Genomic DNA, 16,854 nt, shown 5'->3' with positions numbered 1-16,854 from the left:
ACCGCATGCGCCCCGTAGAATCCGCGCATGCTCGCACTTGCACAGGGCGCGTGGGAGTGGCTGGCCACCATTCCCCACCTCGAAGCGCTCCTCCTGGCCGCCTATGTGCTGTATCTGCTGTGGATCGCCGGCTGGATCGTGCTGCAGAAGCGCGAACCGGTGGCCACGCTGAGCTGGGTGTTGTCGCTGGCGGCGCTGCCGTACCTGGGGCTGCTGATCTACTACTGGCTGGGCCCGCAAAAGGTCAAACGGCAGCGGCTGCGGCGCGGGCGCTCGCGCTCGGGCATGGAGAGCTACAGCAGCGTCTGCCCGCCGGATGCCGACTGTACCGAGCTGGCCAAGATCGCCCAGTCCACCACCGGGCTGGCGCCCAGCAGCGCCACCGAAGTGCACTGGCTGGTGGATGGCGCTGCCACGTATGCCGCCATCATCGAAGCGATCCGGGGCGCACGCGACCATATCCATCTGGAGTACTACATCTTCCAGCCCGACCACAGCGGTACCGCGATCTGCGCTGCGCTGATGGAACGTGCCCGTGCCGGAGTCAAGGTGCGGCTGCTGATGGATGCGATCGGCTCATCGGCAATGACCCGACGCGCACTGCGCACGCTGCGCGAGGCCGGGGTGGAAACCGCCTGGTTCCATCCCTCGCAATTGCTCAAGCCATTCAAGCGGCCGTGGTTGAACCTGCGCACCCACCGAAAGGTGATCGTCATCGATGGCCGCGTGGGTTTCACCGGCGGCATCAACGTCACCGACGACGAGAACGAACAGGTGCGCAAGCAGGCGTATCGCGATCTGCACGTGCGCCTGCAAGGCCATGTGGTGCGCAGTCTGCAGCTGGTGTTCCTGGAGGACTGGCTCTATGCCACCGGCCAGGGCCGCGCGGCCTTCCACGGCCAGCAGCTGTGGCCGGACGATGTGCCCACCCGCGCGCAAGGCACGGTGGATGCGCAGGTGCTGGTGTCCGGGCCGGATTCGTCGTGGGAAGCGATCCACCGCCTGATGGTCGCCGCCATCCATGAAGCCAAGCACCGCGTGTGGCTGGTCACTCCGTACTTCGTGCCCGGCGAAGCAGCGCGCATGGCGCTGACCTCGGCCGCGCTCGGCGGGCTGGACGTGCGCCTGCTGGTGCCGCGGGTCAGCGATTCGCGCCTGGTCACCTACGCGGCACGCTCGTATTTCGACGAGTTGCTGGAAGCCGGTGTCCGCATCTACGAGTACGGCCCGCGCATGCTGCACACCAAGGCGCTGCTGGCCGACGACGATGTCTGCATCGTCGGCAGCGCCAATTTCGACAGCCGCAGCTTCCGGCTGAATTTCGAGTTGTCGATGCTGTTCCGCGACCAGGCGGTGGCGGCAGAGATGGCCGGGCTGATCGGCACCGATCTGCAGCAGGCGCAGGAGGTGCAATTCGCGCGGCATCGGCCGTTATGGCGCTCGCGCCTGCCGGAGGCCTTCGCCCGGCTGTTGTCGCCGCTGCTCTGACCAACGGTGAGGCGCCCACGTGGAACCGCGCCGGGCGCGGCGCTACACTGCCGCCACTCAACGGGGGAGCGCGTCATGCACTGGCTGTTTCTGCTTATGGCACTGGGTGCGCTGGTGCTGGCTTTCAGCACGCCGCACGTGTGGTTGCTGGTGGTCTCGCTGCTGGTGGCGTTGGTGCTGCTGCTGTTGTGGACGCGCGGTTGGTTCGCCTCGCGCATGGGCGACACCCAACGCGATACCAGCAGCATGATCGATCCGGCCGAGCTGCGCCGCCTGCGCGAGCTGGCAGAAGCACGCAAGTCGGCCGCCCTGGCCGCCGCACGTGACAGCGAGCCGCAGGCCTGATCACCGCATGACCACCCAGCTCAGCGTCAACGTCAACAAGATTGCAGTCCTGCGCAACTCGCGCGGCGGCACCGACCCGGACGTGGTGCAGGCCGCACGCGCCTGCATTGCCGCCGGCGCGCATGGCATCACCGTGCATCCGCGCCCGGACCAGCGGCATATCCGCGCCGACGACGTGCTGGCGCTCAGTGCGCTCACGCGTGCGCAGGCGGTGGAATTCAATATCGAAGGCAACCCCTTCGCGCCGCCGCGCACAGGCTACCCGGGGTTGCTGGAATTGTGCCGTGCCACGCGCCCGCAGCAGATCACTCTGGTGCCGGACGGCGACGGGCAGCTGACCTCCGATCACGGTTTCGATTTTGCGCAGGACACCGCGCAGCTCGCCGAGCTGATCACCGCGTTCAAGCAGCTGGGCAGCCGGGTCAGCCTGTTCGTCGATGCGGGTAACCCGGACATCGCCCGCGCAGCCGCGCTCGGTGCGGACCGTATCGAGTTGTACACCGGCCCCTATGCGCACGCGCACGCCAGCGGCCAGGCCGATGCCACGTTGGCGCTGTTCGCCGATGCCGCGCAGCGCGCCAGTGCCGCAGGCCTGGGCATCAATGCCGGGCACGATTTGTCGCAAGCCAACCTGGGCGATTTTCTCGCCGCTGTGCCGGGGGTGCTGGAAGTATCCATCGGCCACGCCTTGATCAGCGAGGCCTTGTACCAGGGATTGGATGCAAGCGTGCGCGCGTACGTCGGCATCCTGCGTGGCAGCCACGTTGGCGCTTGAGTCCATCGGTAAATGATCGATGCCCGGGTTGGCGACAACCACGTTCGCGTAGTGGATGCTACGCAGGAACATCACGACGAGCGCCTGGTTAGCGGCGGCCAGCTGCTGCCGGTGAGAAACAACCTCGATTAACTCCCCATACCTGTCGCGTCCGAAGCCGCGATGCGGCGCCTGGGCGACCGCATCGTGCGTTGTTGCATGCACTGCACGTGGCCAAGCGCAATACGCGCTTGCAGAAACACTACTGCACAAAGGCGATGCGCTGCACTTACGCGTTCTTCGCTGCCGCCAGCACGCTGGCCATCACGGCATACTCGGCGTCCACACTGGCGGCGATGCGCAGTTCCGGCTGATGTCCTGCAGTTGCCTGCATCTGCTCGATCAACCTGGACTGGAGTTGCTGCAAGGTCACCGGGTTGGCGTTCCAGAACAGCTGTGCGTCGGCATCCACACGCAAGGCGATTGGTGCAGGCGGCTCCGGCCGTGTGGTCACTTGCGAAATGTGCTGCGGCAGATCCACCGCGATTGTCCGCGTCACCATCGGTGCGGTGACGATGAAGATAATCAACAACACCAACATGACATCCACCAGCGGCGTGACATTGATCTCCGCCAGCGGTCCCCGATCCCCTGTCGTACTGAAAGCCATGACTGCCTCCCGTGCTGTGATCGTGGGTGCTGCACGGCCGAGCACACACCTGCGACCTGCACCGGCAACTCGACGCGGGTACGGGCGCGCTGGCGGCACGGCATCGGCTCGGCAATGGGGGCTTGACGCTGAAGGGTCTACAAGCGCTGCCATTAACGCGCTTGGGTCGAAGCACACATAAAAAAACGCCACCGTTTCCGGTGGCGTTGCAGTCGCGTCATGACTGTTGTGTTGCGGTCTTGCAGATACGTTTACTGCTGCATGAAGCCGATTTTCTTCATCTGCGAGTTCTTCGCAGCGGCCAGCACCTTGGCCATCACCTCGTACTCCGCATCCGGATTTGCATCGATGCGCAGTTCCGGCTGATTGGTCGGATCGGCCTGCACCACTTCTTCCATCTTCTGTTGCAACACATCGACCGGAGTCGGGCTGTTGTTCCAGAACACCTGGTTGCTGGCGTCGATACGCAACTCGATCGGCGGCGGCGGTTCGGTCGTCTGCGGTGGCGGGTTGAGCACCCGCTGCGGCAGATCCACGGCGATCGGGTAGGTCATGATCGGCGCGGTGACGATGAAGATGATCAGCAGCACCAGCATCACGTCCACGAGGGGCGTGACGTTGATGTCGGCCATCGGCCCACGGCTTCCACCAGTACTAAATGCCATGGCTTACTGCCCCTTCACTTTGGTTGCAACGAAACCGACGTCCAGCATGCCCTGACCCTGCGCGATCTTGGTGATCTCGTTGATCGTACGCATCTTGGTCGTGCGGTCGCCACGCAGGTTGAGCGGCGGCTGCGGGGTCTGCTGTGCAGCGGTGGACAGGCGCGACTCCAGGGCTTCCTTGGAAATCGGCTCGTCGTTCCAGTACAGCGACCCGTCTTCCTTGACGGCCAGAGTAATCGGCGCGGCGCGTTTCTCCGCATCTTCCTTCTGGATCAAGTTGGCCTCTGGCAGCTCCACCTTGACCTTATGGGACATCAGCGGTGCCGTAATGATGAAGATGATCAGCAGCACCAGCATGACGTCCACGAGGGGCGTCACGTTGATGTCGGCCATCGGGCCACCGCTGTTTCCACTACTGAAGGCCATAACGGGCTCCGTCTAAATCGTTGCGAAGGCGTTCTTGACGACCGGATTAGCGAACGCGCGAACCGGTGGCGAAGAAGTCGTGCAGGTCGTGGGCAAAGGTGTCGAACTTGGCGATCACCGAGCTGTTGACCTTGGAGAAGAAGTTGAACGCGAACACGGCCGGGATTGCGACGAACAGGCCGATCGCGGTCATGATCAGCGCTTCACCCACCGGACCGGCAACGGCGTCGATGGAGGCCGAACCGGTTGCACCGATCTTGATCAGCGCGCCGTAGATGCCCCACACGGTACCGAGCAGACCGACGAACGGTGCGGTTGCACCGACGGTGGCCAGCAGGGTCATGCCCGACTGCAGCTTGGTGCTTTCGCGGGTCACGGCCTGACGCAGGGCGCGGTCGACGAACTCCGAACGGCTCAGGCTCTCGCCCAGGCCACCGGTGCTGCCTTCGGCACGCTGGTGGTGCGCAGCAGCCTGGGCGGCGTCCAGCGCGATCTTCGAGAACGGCTCGGAAGCCGGCTGTTCTTCCATGGCGCGGATGGCGTCCTGTGCATTCGGGGCATCCCAGAACGCGGTGGTGACGCGGTCAGCCGCGCTCTTCAAGCGGGTGGCACGGAAGATGTTGATGACAGTCCAGTACCAGGAGGCAGCGGACATGGCGATCAGGGTGATCAACACGACCCAGGACACGGCGAAGTCGCCGGGGCTGGAGGTCATTTCGGTGATCAAGTGCTCGAAGCCCATCTGCGACAGAGCGGCCGACGGATTGGAGCCCCCTGCAGCGGCGGCGATAAAGAATTCCTGCAGCATGACGCTTACCTTTGTTGTGTGTGGTGATGAAGGGTGGAGCGAAAGGAAGACAGGATCCTGGGCCGACCGTAGCCGGCCCGTGGGATCAGTTCAGAGCAAAGTTGACCGGGACGCGGACACGTCCGGCGGCTTTCTGCCCGTTGACGGTGGAAGCGTTGAACTTCCACTTGCGTGCTGCGTCCATCGCGGCACGGTCAAGGTCGCGGTTGCGGCTGGACTTTTCGACCGACACGTTGGTCACGTTGCCGCTGGCATCCACATCCACGATCAGGATGACCTCACCTTGGACACCGGCACGGAATGCAGCCGGCGGGTACTTCGGCGGGTTCATGTTCTTGGACGAGATATCGACGCTGGCGCCAATGTCGCTCGGCGGAGCCGGCGGGCTCGGCGGGCTCGGCGGCGTGACGATATCGCTCGGACGCGGTTCGGGAACGTCGACCACCGGAGCTTCCGGCGGCGGCGGAACCGGTGACGGCTTCGGCGGCGACAGATTCTTGACCGGCGGCGGCGGCTTGTCTTCCGGCGGCGGCGGCGGCGGCGGCGGCGGGGGAGGAGGCGGTGCATCCACCAAGGTGACCATGGTGGTGCGCTCCTTCTCTGCCGGAGCCTTCGGCGCCACTGCAGGGATCAGCAACATCATCAGTGCAGTGAGGTGCAAAGCAATTACAAAAGCAATGCCGATAATGCGGGCCCAGCTCAGACCCTGGTTCCCGGCATCGTAGTCATGCCTGTGGATAACGAGTTGTTCCGTCATGCGCCAATGGCTCTTTCAGTGGGGGCCCGGATCACTGTGATGATCCCCAGGTTTTCGGACGGCTTTGACACCGCAGGAACTCCCAAGCTTATACCAATCCCGAGTCCTGTAACCACTAAAAACACAGGGATTTCGGGGGTTTATTTTCTTTTTTTACTTCAGGTTGATGATCTTCTTGGCGTCTTCGGGTTTTTTAACACCCTTGGCGATCGCCTGCTGTGCGGCCTGCTTGGCCTCGGGGATGCGACCTTCCGAATGCAGCACCTTGGCCAGATTCAAATAGGTCTCGCCATCCTTGGAAAGCGGTGCGGCCTTCTGCCAGTTTTCGATCGCCTTCGGGACATCGTCGCTGTAGTAATACGACTGGGCCAGGGCAAGGTATGTCTGATAATCAGGCTTGAGGATGCCTTTTTGCATACCCTCATTGATGACGGCAATGACGTCCTTTTCTTTGTTCTCGGTGTTGGCGTAGATGGAATACAACTGCTTGTATTCCTTTTCTTCGGTCAACTGGCCGGAGGCACGCAGCTTGTCCATCACGCCTGCGGCCTTGTCCATCTGGTCGGCCTGCATGTACATGTTGGCCAGGTTGAGCTGCGCCTTTTTGTCGTTGGGCGTCTTGGCGGCCAGCGCCTCGGCGGCCGCAACGGCCTCTCCGGTCTGGCCAGCTTCGGCGTAGGACGCCATCAGCAGCTGGTTCCAGCTGTCCTTGGGCTCGGGCGAGGCAGCGATGGCCTGCTTCAACACCGGAATGGCTTCCTTGTAGCGCTCGGTCTGGTACAGCGCCTGGCCCTTGAGGATCAGGTCTTCCGGACGCTGCGACTTGCTCTCTTCCAGATATTTGTCCAGCGTGGCCAAACCCTCGGCCTGCTGGTCGTCCTGCATCTGCAACTGCGCCAGCATCAGCATCGACTGGAACTGGCCGTTGTTGTCCAGCGCGTTCAGGCCGATGGCCTGCTGCAGGTACTTCTTGGCAGCGGCGGTGTCGTCCAGGTTGTAGGCAGCCTGCGCGGCCAGCTGGGCCGCCAGCGCCTTGTCGGCGTCGTTGGCAGCGCTGTTGGCCAGGATCTCATCGGCCTGGGTGCGCACGCCTTGGTAGTCCTCGCCCTTGTTGAAGGTTTCGATCAGCTTCTGCAGCTTGCTGCTCAACTTGGAGGACGGCTTGATCGTCGGTGCCTGGCGGGTCGACTGCGGGTACAGCTCCTCGGCCTTGCCGCTTTTGGATTTGCGGCTGGCGCGTTCGGAGGAACGGTCCGACTGCGCGACCGCATCGGTGACGACAGCCCCACCCAGCGACGCGGCGATGAACAGGGACAACAGGGCTTGCTTGCGGTTGAGCAGTTTCATGTTTCACCTCGGACGATCCGCCGTCGGGCGGTACGAAAAGCGGAATGGGCGCTGTACGAAAAATCTGAGCCGGCAAACTTAGCAGAAAGTCTCAGTTCCCGAAAACGGTTTCCATGTTGTGTTGCGGCAATCAGAAGCAGGGAACCGATGTCTTAGCGTCGCTAACAGACCTTGACCGGTGTAGCGGCGCGTACGCCACCAGGGGAGGCAAGCAAGCGTCGCATCGAATCGGTGTTCGTCCAGGTTGACGGCGGCCGCACGGATGTCGTTAGCAGCACTAGCCACAACGCGGCACGCGCCCGCTCCGCCTGGCCTGCTGGTACACCGGTTCGAGCTGGGCAACGTCGGCCTGCAGTTCGCGGATGCGGTTGGCAGGGTCGGGGTGGGTCGACAGCCACTGCGGTTGGCGATTGCCGCTGGCGGCCATCATGTTCTGCCACAGCGTCACCGCCTGCGCCGGATCGAAGCCGGCCTGGGCCATCAGACGTTGGCCGACCACATCGGCTTCGCTTTCCTGGGTACGCGAGCCGGGCAGCAGGAACACTGTCTGGGCAGTCATACCGCCGACCTGATTGACTGCGCTGGCCGCCCCGTCGCCATAGGCAGCGCCGGCGAGTGCGCCGATGATGCCCAGGCCCGTCTGCGCGCCGAGCTGACGGGTGATGCGCTCTTCGTGATGGCGCGAAATGACATGGCCGATCTCATGCCCGAGCACGGCGGCGAGTTGATCCTGGGTCTTGGCGACAGTGAAAATGCCCGTGTTGACACCGACCTTGCCGCCGGGCAGGGCGAAGGCATTGGCTTCGTTGTCCACGAACAGCGCGGTTTCCCACTTGGTTTCGCGCCATTGCGGCGGCAGTTGTGCCACCAGCGCATTGACCACGCACTGCACGTAGGCGTTCTGCTTGCCATCGGTGCTGACTTTTTCCTTGGCCTTGGTCTGCGCAAAGGATTGCGCGCCCAACTGGTCCAATTGCTGTTGCGATACCCCGCCCACCACCTGTCGGCGGCCGGTTGGCGAAGTTGTGGTGGCACACGCCGTCAGTGCAAGCACGGCAACAACGATCAACAGCCTAGCTTTCATTCGATCCCCCTAGAACCATGGGGGCATTCTGGCAGGCTCGTCTTAACTTTTCGTCAAACGGTTCCGTGCGGCCGATGACGCGTGCCCAGCCGGGGCGATCGGCTGTCCAAAGCGTGCGGATCCATTCGGTGCCCAGGCGCCGCGCCGCTGCGGCTGGGTTCTCGCATGTGACCGCTTGTGGACTCAGCCAAGCCCGAAAAAGTACAGCGCTGCCAGGGCCGTGGTGTTGTTGATGCCATGCGCGGCAATGGGCGCCCATAACGTACCGGTGCGCCAGTACAGCCATGCGAACGCCGCGCCCATGCTGCCGTACACCAGCCACAGCTGCGCGATCGCGGCCGGGCCGTTGCCGCTGATGCCGGGTACTTCGTGCACCAGCGCGAAAATCGCCCCGCTCAGCACGATGCCCAGCCAGGGGCGGCCGGCAGCGAGCAGGCGCCCGAACAGCACGCGACGAAACAGCAGTTCTTCGTAAGCCGGCGCGATGACCACCGCAAACAGCGTCAGTGCCAGCGGCCACTGCTGGAGCGCGTCTTCCATCAACGGCAGGTTGGTGGGCACCGGCTTGATGCCTAACGCCGAAGCCGCCACGCTGACCAGGTTGCTGAGCAGGAACACTGCGGCGGCGACCAGCGCGGTCCAGCCCCAGGTGGAGGCGCGACGCGCGGCAGCCCGCGAGGCGGTCTGTTCGGCAGCGGTGGCGCGGCGGCGCCAGTAGTACAACAGCAGCGCCGGCGTGGCCGTGCTGACCAAGGCGGTGAGCAGCTGCACCATCACGCCGGGTTGGCCAATGGCGGCCATGACCTCGGTGGGCGAGGGGGTCAGCCCCTGCGCCTTGGCCGCCTGTACGTGGCCAAAGCCACGCACTGCGCCCCACAACGCAAAGCCGGCCACGCTGAGGGTCAACAGCAGGCCGGCGGCGATGAGCACGTCGACCCAGAAACCCACGAGCACGGGCAGCAGCGGCGGCTTGCCGGCAACCGTGCGTGGTGCCGGGGGCGGTGGAAGATCGGTGCGCATCATCAATCCTGCGAACACCGCACCGGCCACCACGCCGCGGTTGCGACGTGCCGGCCGATGCGGGTGCCTCAGATATCCAGGTTGGACACCTTCAGCGCGTTGTCCTCGATGAAGTCGCGGCGTGGCTCGACCACATCGCCCATCAAGGTGCTGAAGATCTGGTCGGCGGCCACCGCGTCCTCGATGCGCACCTGCAACAGGCGACGCGTATCGGGGTTGACCGTGGTTTCCCACAGCTGCTCGGCATTCATTTCGCCCAGGCCCTTGAAGCGCTGCACCTGGCGGCCCTTCTTGGCCTCGTCCAGCAACCAGGCATGGGCCTGCGCGAAGCTGGTGATCGGGTGACTCTTGTTGCCGCGCACGATCTGGGCACCTTCGCGCACCAGGTCGTGCAAGGCCAGCGAGACCTCACGCAACGGACGCAGCTCGCCGCTTTCGAACGCACCCATCGGCAGCACCTGGGTGAACTCTTCGCCCATGTGGCGGCGGATGGCCACCAGGGTGGCAGGCGCGTTCTCACTGCCGGGGTCGAAGCGCAACTGGTAGCGCGCGGTACCCAGGGTGCCGCGGTTGAGCACTGCCTGCAGTGCATCCAGGGTCGGATGCTGGTCGCCTTCGGCCTGCAGTTTTTCCACATCCAGTGGCGGCAGGTCGATCAGCGCGGTGAGCAGGGCGGGGTCGTAGCGGTGTGCGTTGCGCGCGATCGCTTCGTTGGCGCTGGTGAACAGCATCAACAATTTCTCCAGCGCTTCGCCGGTGATCGGCGGTTCGTCGGTGGCCGGAATCAGCGCCGCGCCCTCGACCGCATTGCTGGCCAGGTAGGCGTTGAGCGCCGCGTCGTCCTTCAGATACAGCTCGCTCTTGCCCTGCTTGAGCTTGTACAGCGGCGGCAGGCCGATGTAGATGTAGCCGCGCTCGATCAACTCCGGCATCTGCCGGTAGAAGAAGGTCAGCAGCAGGGTGCGGATGTGCGAGCCGTCCACGTCGGCGTCGGTCATCAGGATGATGCGGTGGTAGCGCAGCTTGTCCGGGTTGTACTCGTCGCGGCCGATGCCGGTGCCCAGCGCAGTGATCAGCGTGCCGACCTGGTCGGAGGCCAGCATGCGGTCGAAGCGGGCGCGTTCGACATTGAGGATCTTGCCGCGCAGCGGCAGCACGGCCTGGTTCTTGCGGTTGCGTCCCTGCTTGGCCGAACCGCCCGCCGAGTCACCCTCGACGATGAACAGTTCCGACAGCGCCGGGTCCTTTTCCTGGCAGTCGGCCAGCTTGCCCGGCAGGCCGGCGATGTCCAGCGCACCCTTGCGGCGGGTCAGGTCGCGCGCCTTGCGGGCGGCTTCGCGCGCGCGCGCGGCATCGACGATCTTGCCGGTGATGGCCTTGGCTTCGTTCGGGTTCTCCTGCAGGAACTCCTGCAGGCGCGCACCAAAGGCGTTTTCCACCGCCGGGCGCACATCCGAGCTGACCAGCTTTTCCTTGGTCTGCGAAGAGAAGCTGGGGTCGGGCACCTTGACCGAAAGCACCGCGATCATGCCTTCGCGCATGTCATCGCCGGTCAGCGCGACCTTGGCCTGCTTGGCGATGCCGTTCTGTTCGATGTAGGTGCTGAGCACGCGCGTCAGCGCCGCACGGAAACCGGCCAGGTGGGTGCCGCCGTCCTTCTGCGGGATATTGTTGGTGAAGCAGTACATGGTTTCCTGGTAGGCGTCGGTCCATTGCAGGGCCACGTCCACCATGATGCCGTTGTGCTCGCCGGTCACCGAGATCACATTCGGGTGCAGCGGCGACTTCAACTGCGCCAGATGCTCCACGAAGCTGCGGATGCCGCCTTCGTAATGGAAATCGTCGCGACGGCCTTCGCCGCGCTCGTCGATCAAGGTGATCTTGACGCCGGAATTGAGGAAGGACAGCTCGCGCAGGCGCCGCGCCAGGATGTCGTAATGGAACTCGACGTCGCTGAAGATGGCCACGGACGGCTTGAAGCGCAGCGTGGTGCCGCGCTTGGTCGAGGCTTCCAGCTGCTTGAGCGGGTACTGCGGCTCGCCCAGCGCGTATTCCTGCTGGTAGTGGAAGCCGTCGCGCCAGATATCCAGCCACAAGTGCTCGGACAATGCGTTGACCACCGAGACGCCTACGCCATGCAGGCCGCCGGAGACCTTGTAGCTGTTGTCGTCGAACTTGCCGCCGGCGTGCAGCACGGTGAGGATCACCTCGGCCGCCGAGACGCCTTCTTCCTTGTGGATGTCGACCGGCACGCCGCGCCCGTTGTCGGAGACCGCCACCGAGCCATCGGCCAGGATCTTCACCACGATGTCGTCCGCATGCCCGGCCAGGGCTTCGTCGACCGAGTTGTCGACCACCTCGAACACCATGTGATGCAGGCCGGTGCCGTCATGGACGTCGCCGATATACATGCCGGGGCGCTTGCGGACGGCCTCCAGGCCACGCAGCACGGTGATCTTGCTGGAGTCGTAGGTGCCGTTGGGTGTTGGCGGGATGTTTTGTTCGTCGGTCATGCGCGTGCCGTTGGCTCCACAACACGGGCGCAGTCGGCGATAGCCGCTCCGCACCGTGGGAAAAGGGGGATAGCGAGCAAATTATACCAGCCGGCACGAGCCGGCCGTCGCGGCTCAGTGGGCCGCTGCCTGTCGCGCAATGTGGCCGTGTTCCACGTGGAACTGCTGCAATAGTGCGCCGGCATCTGCAAGGCCAGGCGGGGTTTCGGTTGCGGTGATGAGCACCTGTGCCGGCGCGGACGCGAGCCGCTGCAGCACACGCCCCTGATGGTGCCGGTCCAGCTCCGAGCCCAGATCATCCAGGGCGATGACCGGCCACTCGCCGCGTTCGTAGGCGAAGTCCTCCGCCTGTGCGAGCAGGCAGGCGAGGGCGGTGAGCTTGGCCTGTCCCCGGGAAAGCGCGTCCCGTCCAGGGAGTGCCTGAAAGCTGGGCACCCAATCTGCCCGGTGCGGGCCTTGCGAGGTGTAGCCATTCTGGCGATCGCGTTCGCGCGCAAGCAGCAGGGCGTCTGCCAGCGAGACCTCGTGCCGCTTCCAGCCGGGAGCGAACGTCAGCGCAGACAGTCCCAGCGCGGGCGCGATCGCGTCTGCCACGGGAACCAGCCGCTCCTGCAGGCGTTCCAGGTAGCGCGTGCGCCGAGACGTCAGGCTCTCGCCGGATTCGGCGAGTTCGTGGTCCCAGGCGTCCAACATGCGTGGCTGCGCGCCCTGCTTCAGCAACGCATTACGTTGCTTGAGCGCCCGGGCGTAGCGGCGCCACATGGTGAGGAAATCGGGTTCCACGTGGAACAGGCCCCAATCCAGGAAGCGGCGGCGAGGTTCGCCACCGCCACTGATCAGCACGTGGCTGCCGGGCTCGAACGTCACCACTGCCAGCGCAGCGCAAAGCGCGCCAAGCTGCGCCACGTCTTCACCATCCAGACGTCCCGTCCATTCCTGCCCGCTATGACGCAGGCCGGCTCGACGCGTCCGTTCGCCCGCAGCGCCGTTGCCTTCTTTCCATTCCACGAAAACTTCAAGGTCGTTGGCGCCTTGTTGGATCAGGCCGTCACGGACGCGCCCGCGGAAGCTGCGGCCGTAGGCCATCAGATGCAGCGCTTCGAGCACGCTGGTCTTCCCCGCACCGTTGTCGCCGGTCAGCAGATTCAAGGTACTGGAGGGATGAAGCTCGACCGTGTGAAACCGGCGAAGCCGATGAATGGACAACCGCACTACATGCATCGATCGGTGTGCTCTGGGCTGTAATCCGGCATGCCGGTCGGGTCGAAGGATACGGGATCGGCATGAAACGCGCGCAGTTGTGGCCGGCAACAACGGCGGGATAGGCAGGGGATAACATGTGGATAAAAAAGGGGCCGAGGGCGGTGTTTTTGCTTATCCACAGCTTGTAAGCCGTAAAACAGGTCGATAAACACAGGGTTTCGACCCGCTAATTTCCTTTAAGAACAATCACTTGAGGTGTTTTTACGCGAAATCTGCGCCTACCATCACCACAAAGCTCTTAAGTTATTTATAGATTTAAAAGCAAAGCGCTATGTGTATAAGTCAAAAACGGTGGGAGCTGAACAGCTGAACGCTAGATCTCGCCGACAGGGGGCGATAGCAAATCAGTTGATTCAACCTTAGCTGAATTTGTTCAGTTTTAACGAACGTAGTTTCAAACCCGACGGCGCATGAGAGAGAAGATGTCTTGTTCTCTGCCTGCTTTCGCTGTGTCTCGGACCAGGCCAGCTCGACGGCCAAAGACAGGGCGAATGAATCAGGCTCGGCTCCGGCCACGTTGAGACTTTCGGATCTCGCTGAGTCCCAGTTGCCAGGTCCGTCCAAATTTTCGGGACACTGCAGACGTAACGCGAAGATGCGTGGCGACGGCAACAGTCCGTAGAGGGTCCACGTACGCGCCGCGGTGAATCTTGTCCTGACGTTTGACCAAATCGGAGCTGGATCCGCGGCCGTCCCATGTGAATTCTGAAACTCGATGTTTACCGAGTCTCAACCCTGGCGCCGATGTCCAGCCAATACAGGAACGCCGTGGCAAGCGCGCGGAGCGCGTTTGGTCCATCGATCGGATCGACGGCATAGCTCCCACGCTTACGTCAGCGCTTTATCCCTTCAGATCATGCACAGGCGCCATAGCTCGGCCCACGCCCCATTTGGTCGCCACAGACGACTTGGCCACGATGCCTATTTATACACAACAAGCCCCCGAATGGCGCAAACAAAAAGCCCGGCATCTGCCGGGCTTTTGTGTGTTCCACGTGGAACGGAGCGTTAGAGACGCAATGGCATCACCACATGGCGCGACTTCTCGCTGCTTGCCTCACGCACCAATGCAGACGAATTGGCATCACGCAGCTGGATCACCACGTGCTCATCGCGCAATGCCGACAGCGCATCGAGCAAATAGTTGACGTTGAAGCCGATAGCCAGGTCGTCGACCTTGGTATCGGCCTCGATCTCTTCCTGCGCCTCTTCCTGCTCGGGGTTATGCGCGCTGATCTTCAGCTGACCCGGCGACACTTCCACACGGACGCCGCGGTACTTCTCGTTGGACAGGATGGCGGCACGCTGTAGCGACGCGCGCAGCGCTTCACGATCCACCTTGACCTCACGATCGGCACCGATCGGAATCACTGCCTCGTAGTCCGGGAACCGCCCGTCGATCAGCTTCGACGTAAAGGTCACGTCGCCGCGCTTGACGCGGATATGGCTACGTCCCACTTCCAGCTCGACCTCGCGATCGGCACCTTCCAGCAAACGCTGCAGCTCGGTCACGCCCTTGCGCGGCACGATGATCTGGCGCTTGGCGCCGCCGGCTTTCTCCAGCTCCATCTCGCACAGTGCCAGACGGTGACCGTCGGTGGCCACGCAGCGCAGCAAGCCGTCGCGCAGGTCGAACAACAGGCCATTGAGGTAGTAGCGCACGTCCTGCTGGGCCATGGCGAACGCGGTGCGCTCGATCAGCTCCTTAAGCCCGGCTTCGGGCACCACGACGCGCTCGGTCGCCTCGACCTCGTCCACGGACGGGAAGTCATTGGACGGCAAGGTCGCCAGGGTGAAGCGGCTTCGCCCGGCCTGCACGGTGACCTTGTCGCCGGTCTGCGAAATGGTGACGCGGCTGCCGTCGGGCAGGGCGCGCAGGATGTCGAACAGCTTGCGCGCCGGAATCGTGGTTTCGCCGTCCTGCGCGTCCTCCACCAGCGTGCGCGAGATCATTTCCACTTCCAGGTCGGTGCCGGTCAACGAGACCTGTCCGTCCTTGACCTGGACCAGCAAGTTGGCCAGGACGGGCAGGGTTTGACGGCGTTCGACCACATTGACCACTTGTGCCAATGGTTTGAGGAAGGCTTCGCGCTGCAGTGTAAAACGCATGTGGTTCCGTGCCCCTATACTTTAAAAGATATGGAATAAATCAAAAGCTTGGTGGTGATGGTAGGGCCGTTTTCAGCGGATAACCACCGTAACTATTTGTTTCCAAAGACATTTCAGCATCTGAAACGCGTTGGACTAGTGCGCCTGAGCTGGTCGGAAAACCTGTGGATAGTTTTCCAGCCGGACTGCGGTGCAACGTTATCCACAGATTCTCCCGCATTTGACCCCAACGTTTCCACGCTTTTTTCCAGCCTGGCGCCGATGGCAGCCGATGGCCTACTCGCTGAGCTTGCGAATCAACTTTTCCCAGTCCTCGCGGAGCTTGCCGTCGGCCTCCATCAACGTGCGGATCTGCCGGCAGGCATGCAGCACGGTGGTGTGGTCGCGGCCGGCGAACGCGTCGCCGATCTCCGGCAGGCTGTGCTCGGTGAGCTCCTTGGCCAACGCCATCGCCACCTGGCGCGGGCGCGCCAGCGAGCGGGTGCGCCGCTTGGACAGCAGGTCCTTCATCTGCAGGCCGTAGTAATCGGCCACGGTCTTCTGGATATTGGGAATGCCGATCGCCTGTTGCTGGGCGCGCAGCAAATCGCGCAGCGTCTCCTGGGCAAATTCCACCGTGATCGAGCGGCCGGTGAAGTTGGCGCGCGCCACCAGGGTGTTGAGCGCGCCTTCCAGGTCGCGCACGTTGGAGCGCATCTTCTTGGCGATCAGGAATGCCACGTCGTCGGGAATCTCGGCGCCGCGCTCGCGTGCCTTGGCCAGCACGATGGCCGCGCGGGTTTCGAAGTCCGGCGGATCGATCGCCACCGACAGGCCCCAGGCCAGGCGCGACTTCAGGCGCGGCTCCAGGCCCTCCACTTCGCGCGGGTAGCGGTCGCAGGTCAGGATGATCTGCTGGCGGCCATCGAACAGCGCGTTGAAGGTGTGGAAGAACTCTTCCTGGGTGCGGTCCTTGCCGGCGAAGAACTGGATGTCGTCGATCAGCAGCGCATCGATCTGCTGGAACTGGCGCTTGAACTGGTCCATCGCCTTGTCCTGCAGCGCCCGGATCATCGCGCTGAAGAACTGTTCCGAACGCAGGTACATCACCTTGGCGGCCGGATTGGCCTGACGCAGCGCATTGCCGGCCGCGAACATCAGGTGGGTCTTGCCCAGGCCGGTGCTGCCGTACAGCAGCAACGGGTTGTGCGCGCGGTCGCCGGGCTTCTGCGCCGCCTGAATCGCGGCGGCCAGACCCAGCTGGTTGCTGCGGCCTTCGACGAAGTTGGCGAAGGTGTAATGCGAATCCAGGTTGCCGGCGAACGGCACCATCGGCGCAGCCTGCGGCGCACTTGGCACCGCCGCCGCTGCGGGGGCCGGCTCAGGCGCACGTGGACGCGAACCGACCGCCAGCGCGACTTCGCCGTTGCCGGCGAAATACGCCAGCAATTCGCGGATGCGCGGCAGGTACCGTTCGCGAACCTGGTCGACGATGAAGGCGTTCGGGGCGTACAGCACGATGCTGTCGCCGCGATCTTCGGCTTGCAGGGGTTTCAACCAGGTGTGGACATCTTCGGGCGGGAATTCGGCTTCGAGACGTTCCAGACAGCGGGGCCAAGCATCCAT

15 protein-coding genes are annotated in these 16,854 nt (G+C 63.7%); 3 read left to right on the top strand and 12 right to left on the bottom strand.

Annotated elements, in window-relative coordinates:
• Positions 1-27: 27 nt before the first annotated feature.
• The 3 genes from cls (at position 28) to ACCQ16_RS00065 (ending at position 2,608) form a co-directional block, all read left to right on the top strand.
• Positions 28-1,488 (top strand): cardiolipin synthase, encoded by a 1,461-nt coding sequence (cls, locus tag ACCQ16_RS00075; RefSeq protein WP_011345777.1) that lies wholly within the window; start codon positions 28-30, stop codon positions 1,486-1,488.
• Between the two features lie 75 nt (positions 1,489-1,563).
• Positions 1,564-1,833, top strand: coding sequence for a hypothetical protein (locus ACCQ16_RS00070; protein WP_008572960.1), 270 nt, complete (start codon positions 1,564-1,566; stop codon positions 1,831-1,833).
• A 7-nt stretch (positions 1,834-1,840) separates the two neighbouring features.
• A complete protein-coding gene (locus ACCQ16_RS00065; RefSeq protein ID WP_277573407.1) occupies positions 1,841-2,608 on the top strand; it encodes a pyridoxine 5'-phosphate synthase in 768 nt (255 codons plus the stop codon).
• A gap of 268 nt (positions 2,609-2,876) precedes the next feature.
• Here the strand turns inward: ACCQ16_RS00065 and ACCQ16_RS00060 are convergent, their stop codons facing one another.
• From ACCQ16_RS00060 to dnaA, 12 genes are all read right to left on the bottom strand, one after another.
• A complete protein-coding gene (locus ACCQ16_RS00060) occupies positions 2,877-3,257 on the bottom strand; it encodes an ExbD/TolR family protein (RefSeq protein WP_029818092.1) in 381 nt (126 codons plus the stop codon).
• A gap of 251 nt (positions 3,258-3,508) precedes the next feature.
• Positions 3,509-3,922: an ExbD/TolR family protein gene (locus ACCQ16_RS00055; RefSeq protein ID WP_005912449.1), complete on the bottom strand. Its 414-nt coding sequence runs from the start codon at positions 3,920-3,922 to the stop codon at positions 3,509-3,511.
• Between the two features lie 3 nt (positions 3,923-3,925).
• The gene (locus ACCQ16_RS00050; RefSeq protein WP_005912447.1) at positions 3,926-4,348 is read right to left on the bottom strand and encodes an ExbD/TolR family protein; all 423 of its coding nucleotides are present in this window, start codon (positions 4,346-4,348) and stop codon (positions 3,926-3,928) included.
• Positions 4,349-4,394: 46 nt separating this feature from the next.
• Complete coding sequence (gene exbB / locus ACCQ16_RS00045; protein ID WP_005912445.1) at positions 4,395-5,156, bottom strand: TonB-system energizer ExbB; 762 nt, start codon at positions 5,154-5,156, stop codon at positions 4,395-4,397.
• Between the two features lie 85 nt (positions 5,157-5,241).
• Entirely contained in the window at positions 5,242-5,913 is a 672-nt protein-coding gene (locus ACCQ16_RS00040) for an energy transducer TonB (protein ID WP_005912443.1), read from the bottom strand.
• 153 nt (positions 5,914-6,066) lie between these two features.
• The gene (locus ACCQ16_RS00035; RefSeq protein ID WP_008572970.1) at positions 6,067-7,260 is read right to left on the bottom strand and encodes a tetratricopeptide repeat protein; all 1,194 of its coding nucleotides are present in this window, start codon (positions 7,258-7,260) and stop codon (positions 6,067-6,069) included.
• Between the two features lie 277 nt (positions 7,261-7,537).
• Entirely contained in the window at positions 7,538-8,344 is an 807-nt protein-coding gene (locus tag ACCQ16_RS00030) for a M48 family metallopeptidase (protein ID WP_031420454.1), read from the bottom strand.
• A gap of 183 nt (positions 8,345-8,527) precedes the next feature.
• Positions 8,528-9,364 carry a CPBP family intramembrane glutamic endopeptidase gene (locus ACCQ16_RS00025; protein ID WP_031420453.1) on the bottom strand — a complete coding sequence of 279 codons (837 nt, stop codon included), beginning with the start codon at positions 9,362-9,364 and terminating at the stop codon, positions 8,528-8,530.
• Between the two features lie 68 nt (positions 9,365-9,432).
• On the bottom strand, positions 9,433-11,877 hold the full coding sequence (gene gyrB / locus ACCQ16_RS00020; protein ID WP_008572975.1) for a DNA topoisomerase (ATP-hydrolyzing) subunit B: 2,445 nt from the start codon (positions 11,875-11,877) through the stop codon (positions 9,433-9,435).
• A gap of 114 nt (positions 11,878-11,991) precedes the next feature.
• Complete coding sequence (gene recF, locus ACCQ16_RS00015; protein ID WP_277573424.1) at positions 11,992-13,098, bottom strand: DNA replication/repair protein RecF; 1,107 nt, start codon at positions 13,096-13,098, stop codon at positions 11,992-11,994.
• Positions 13,099-14,148: 1,050 nt separating this feature from the next.
• Positions 14,149-15,249, bottom strand: a complete 1,101-nt coding sequence (gene dnaN / locus ACCQ16_RS00010) for a DNA polymerase III subunit beta (protein ID WP_005912436.1) — start codon at positions 15,247-15,249, stop codon at positions 14,149-14,151.
• Positions 15,250-15,525: 276 nt separating this feature from the next.
• Positions 15,526-16,854 (bottom strand): chromosomal replication initiator protein DnaA, encoded by a 1,329-nt coding sequence (gene dnaA / locus ACCQ16_RS00005; protein ID WP_008572980.1) that lies wholly within the window; start codon positions 16,852-16,854, stop codon positions 15,526-15,528.

It is taken from the genome of Xanthomonas sp. NCPPB 1062, from assembly GCF_041481705.2.
Lineage (GTDB): Bacteria > Pseudomonadota > Gammaproteobacteria > Xanthomonadales > Xanthomonadaceae > Xanthomonas > Xanthomonas euvesicatoria.
Note: the sequence above shows the minus strand (reverse complement) of the source record. Positions and strands in the feature narration are given on the sequence as shown.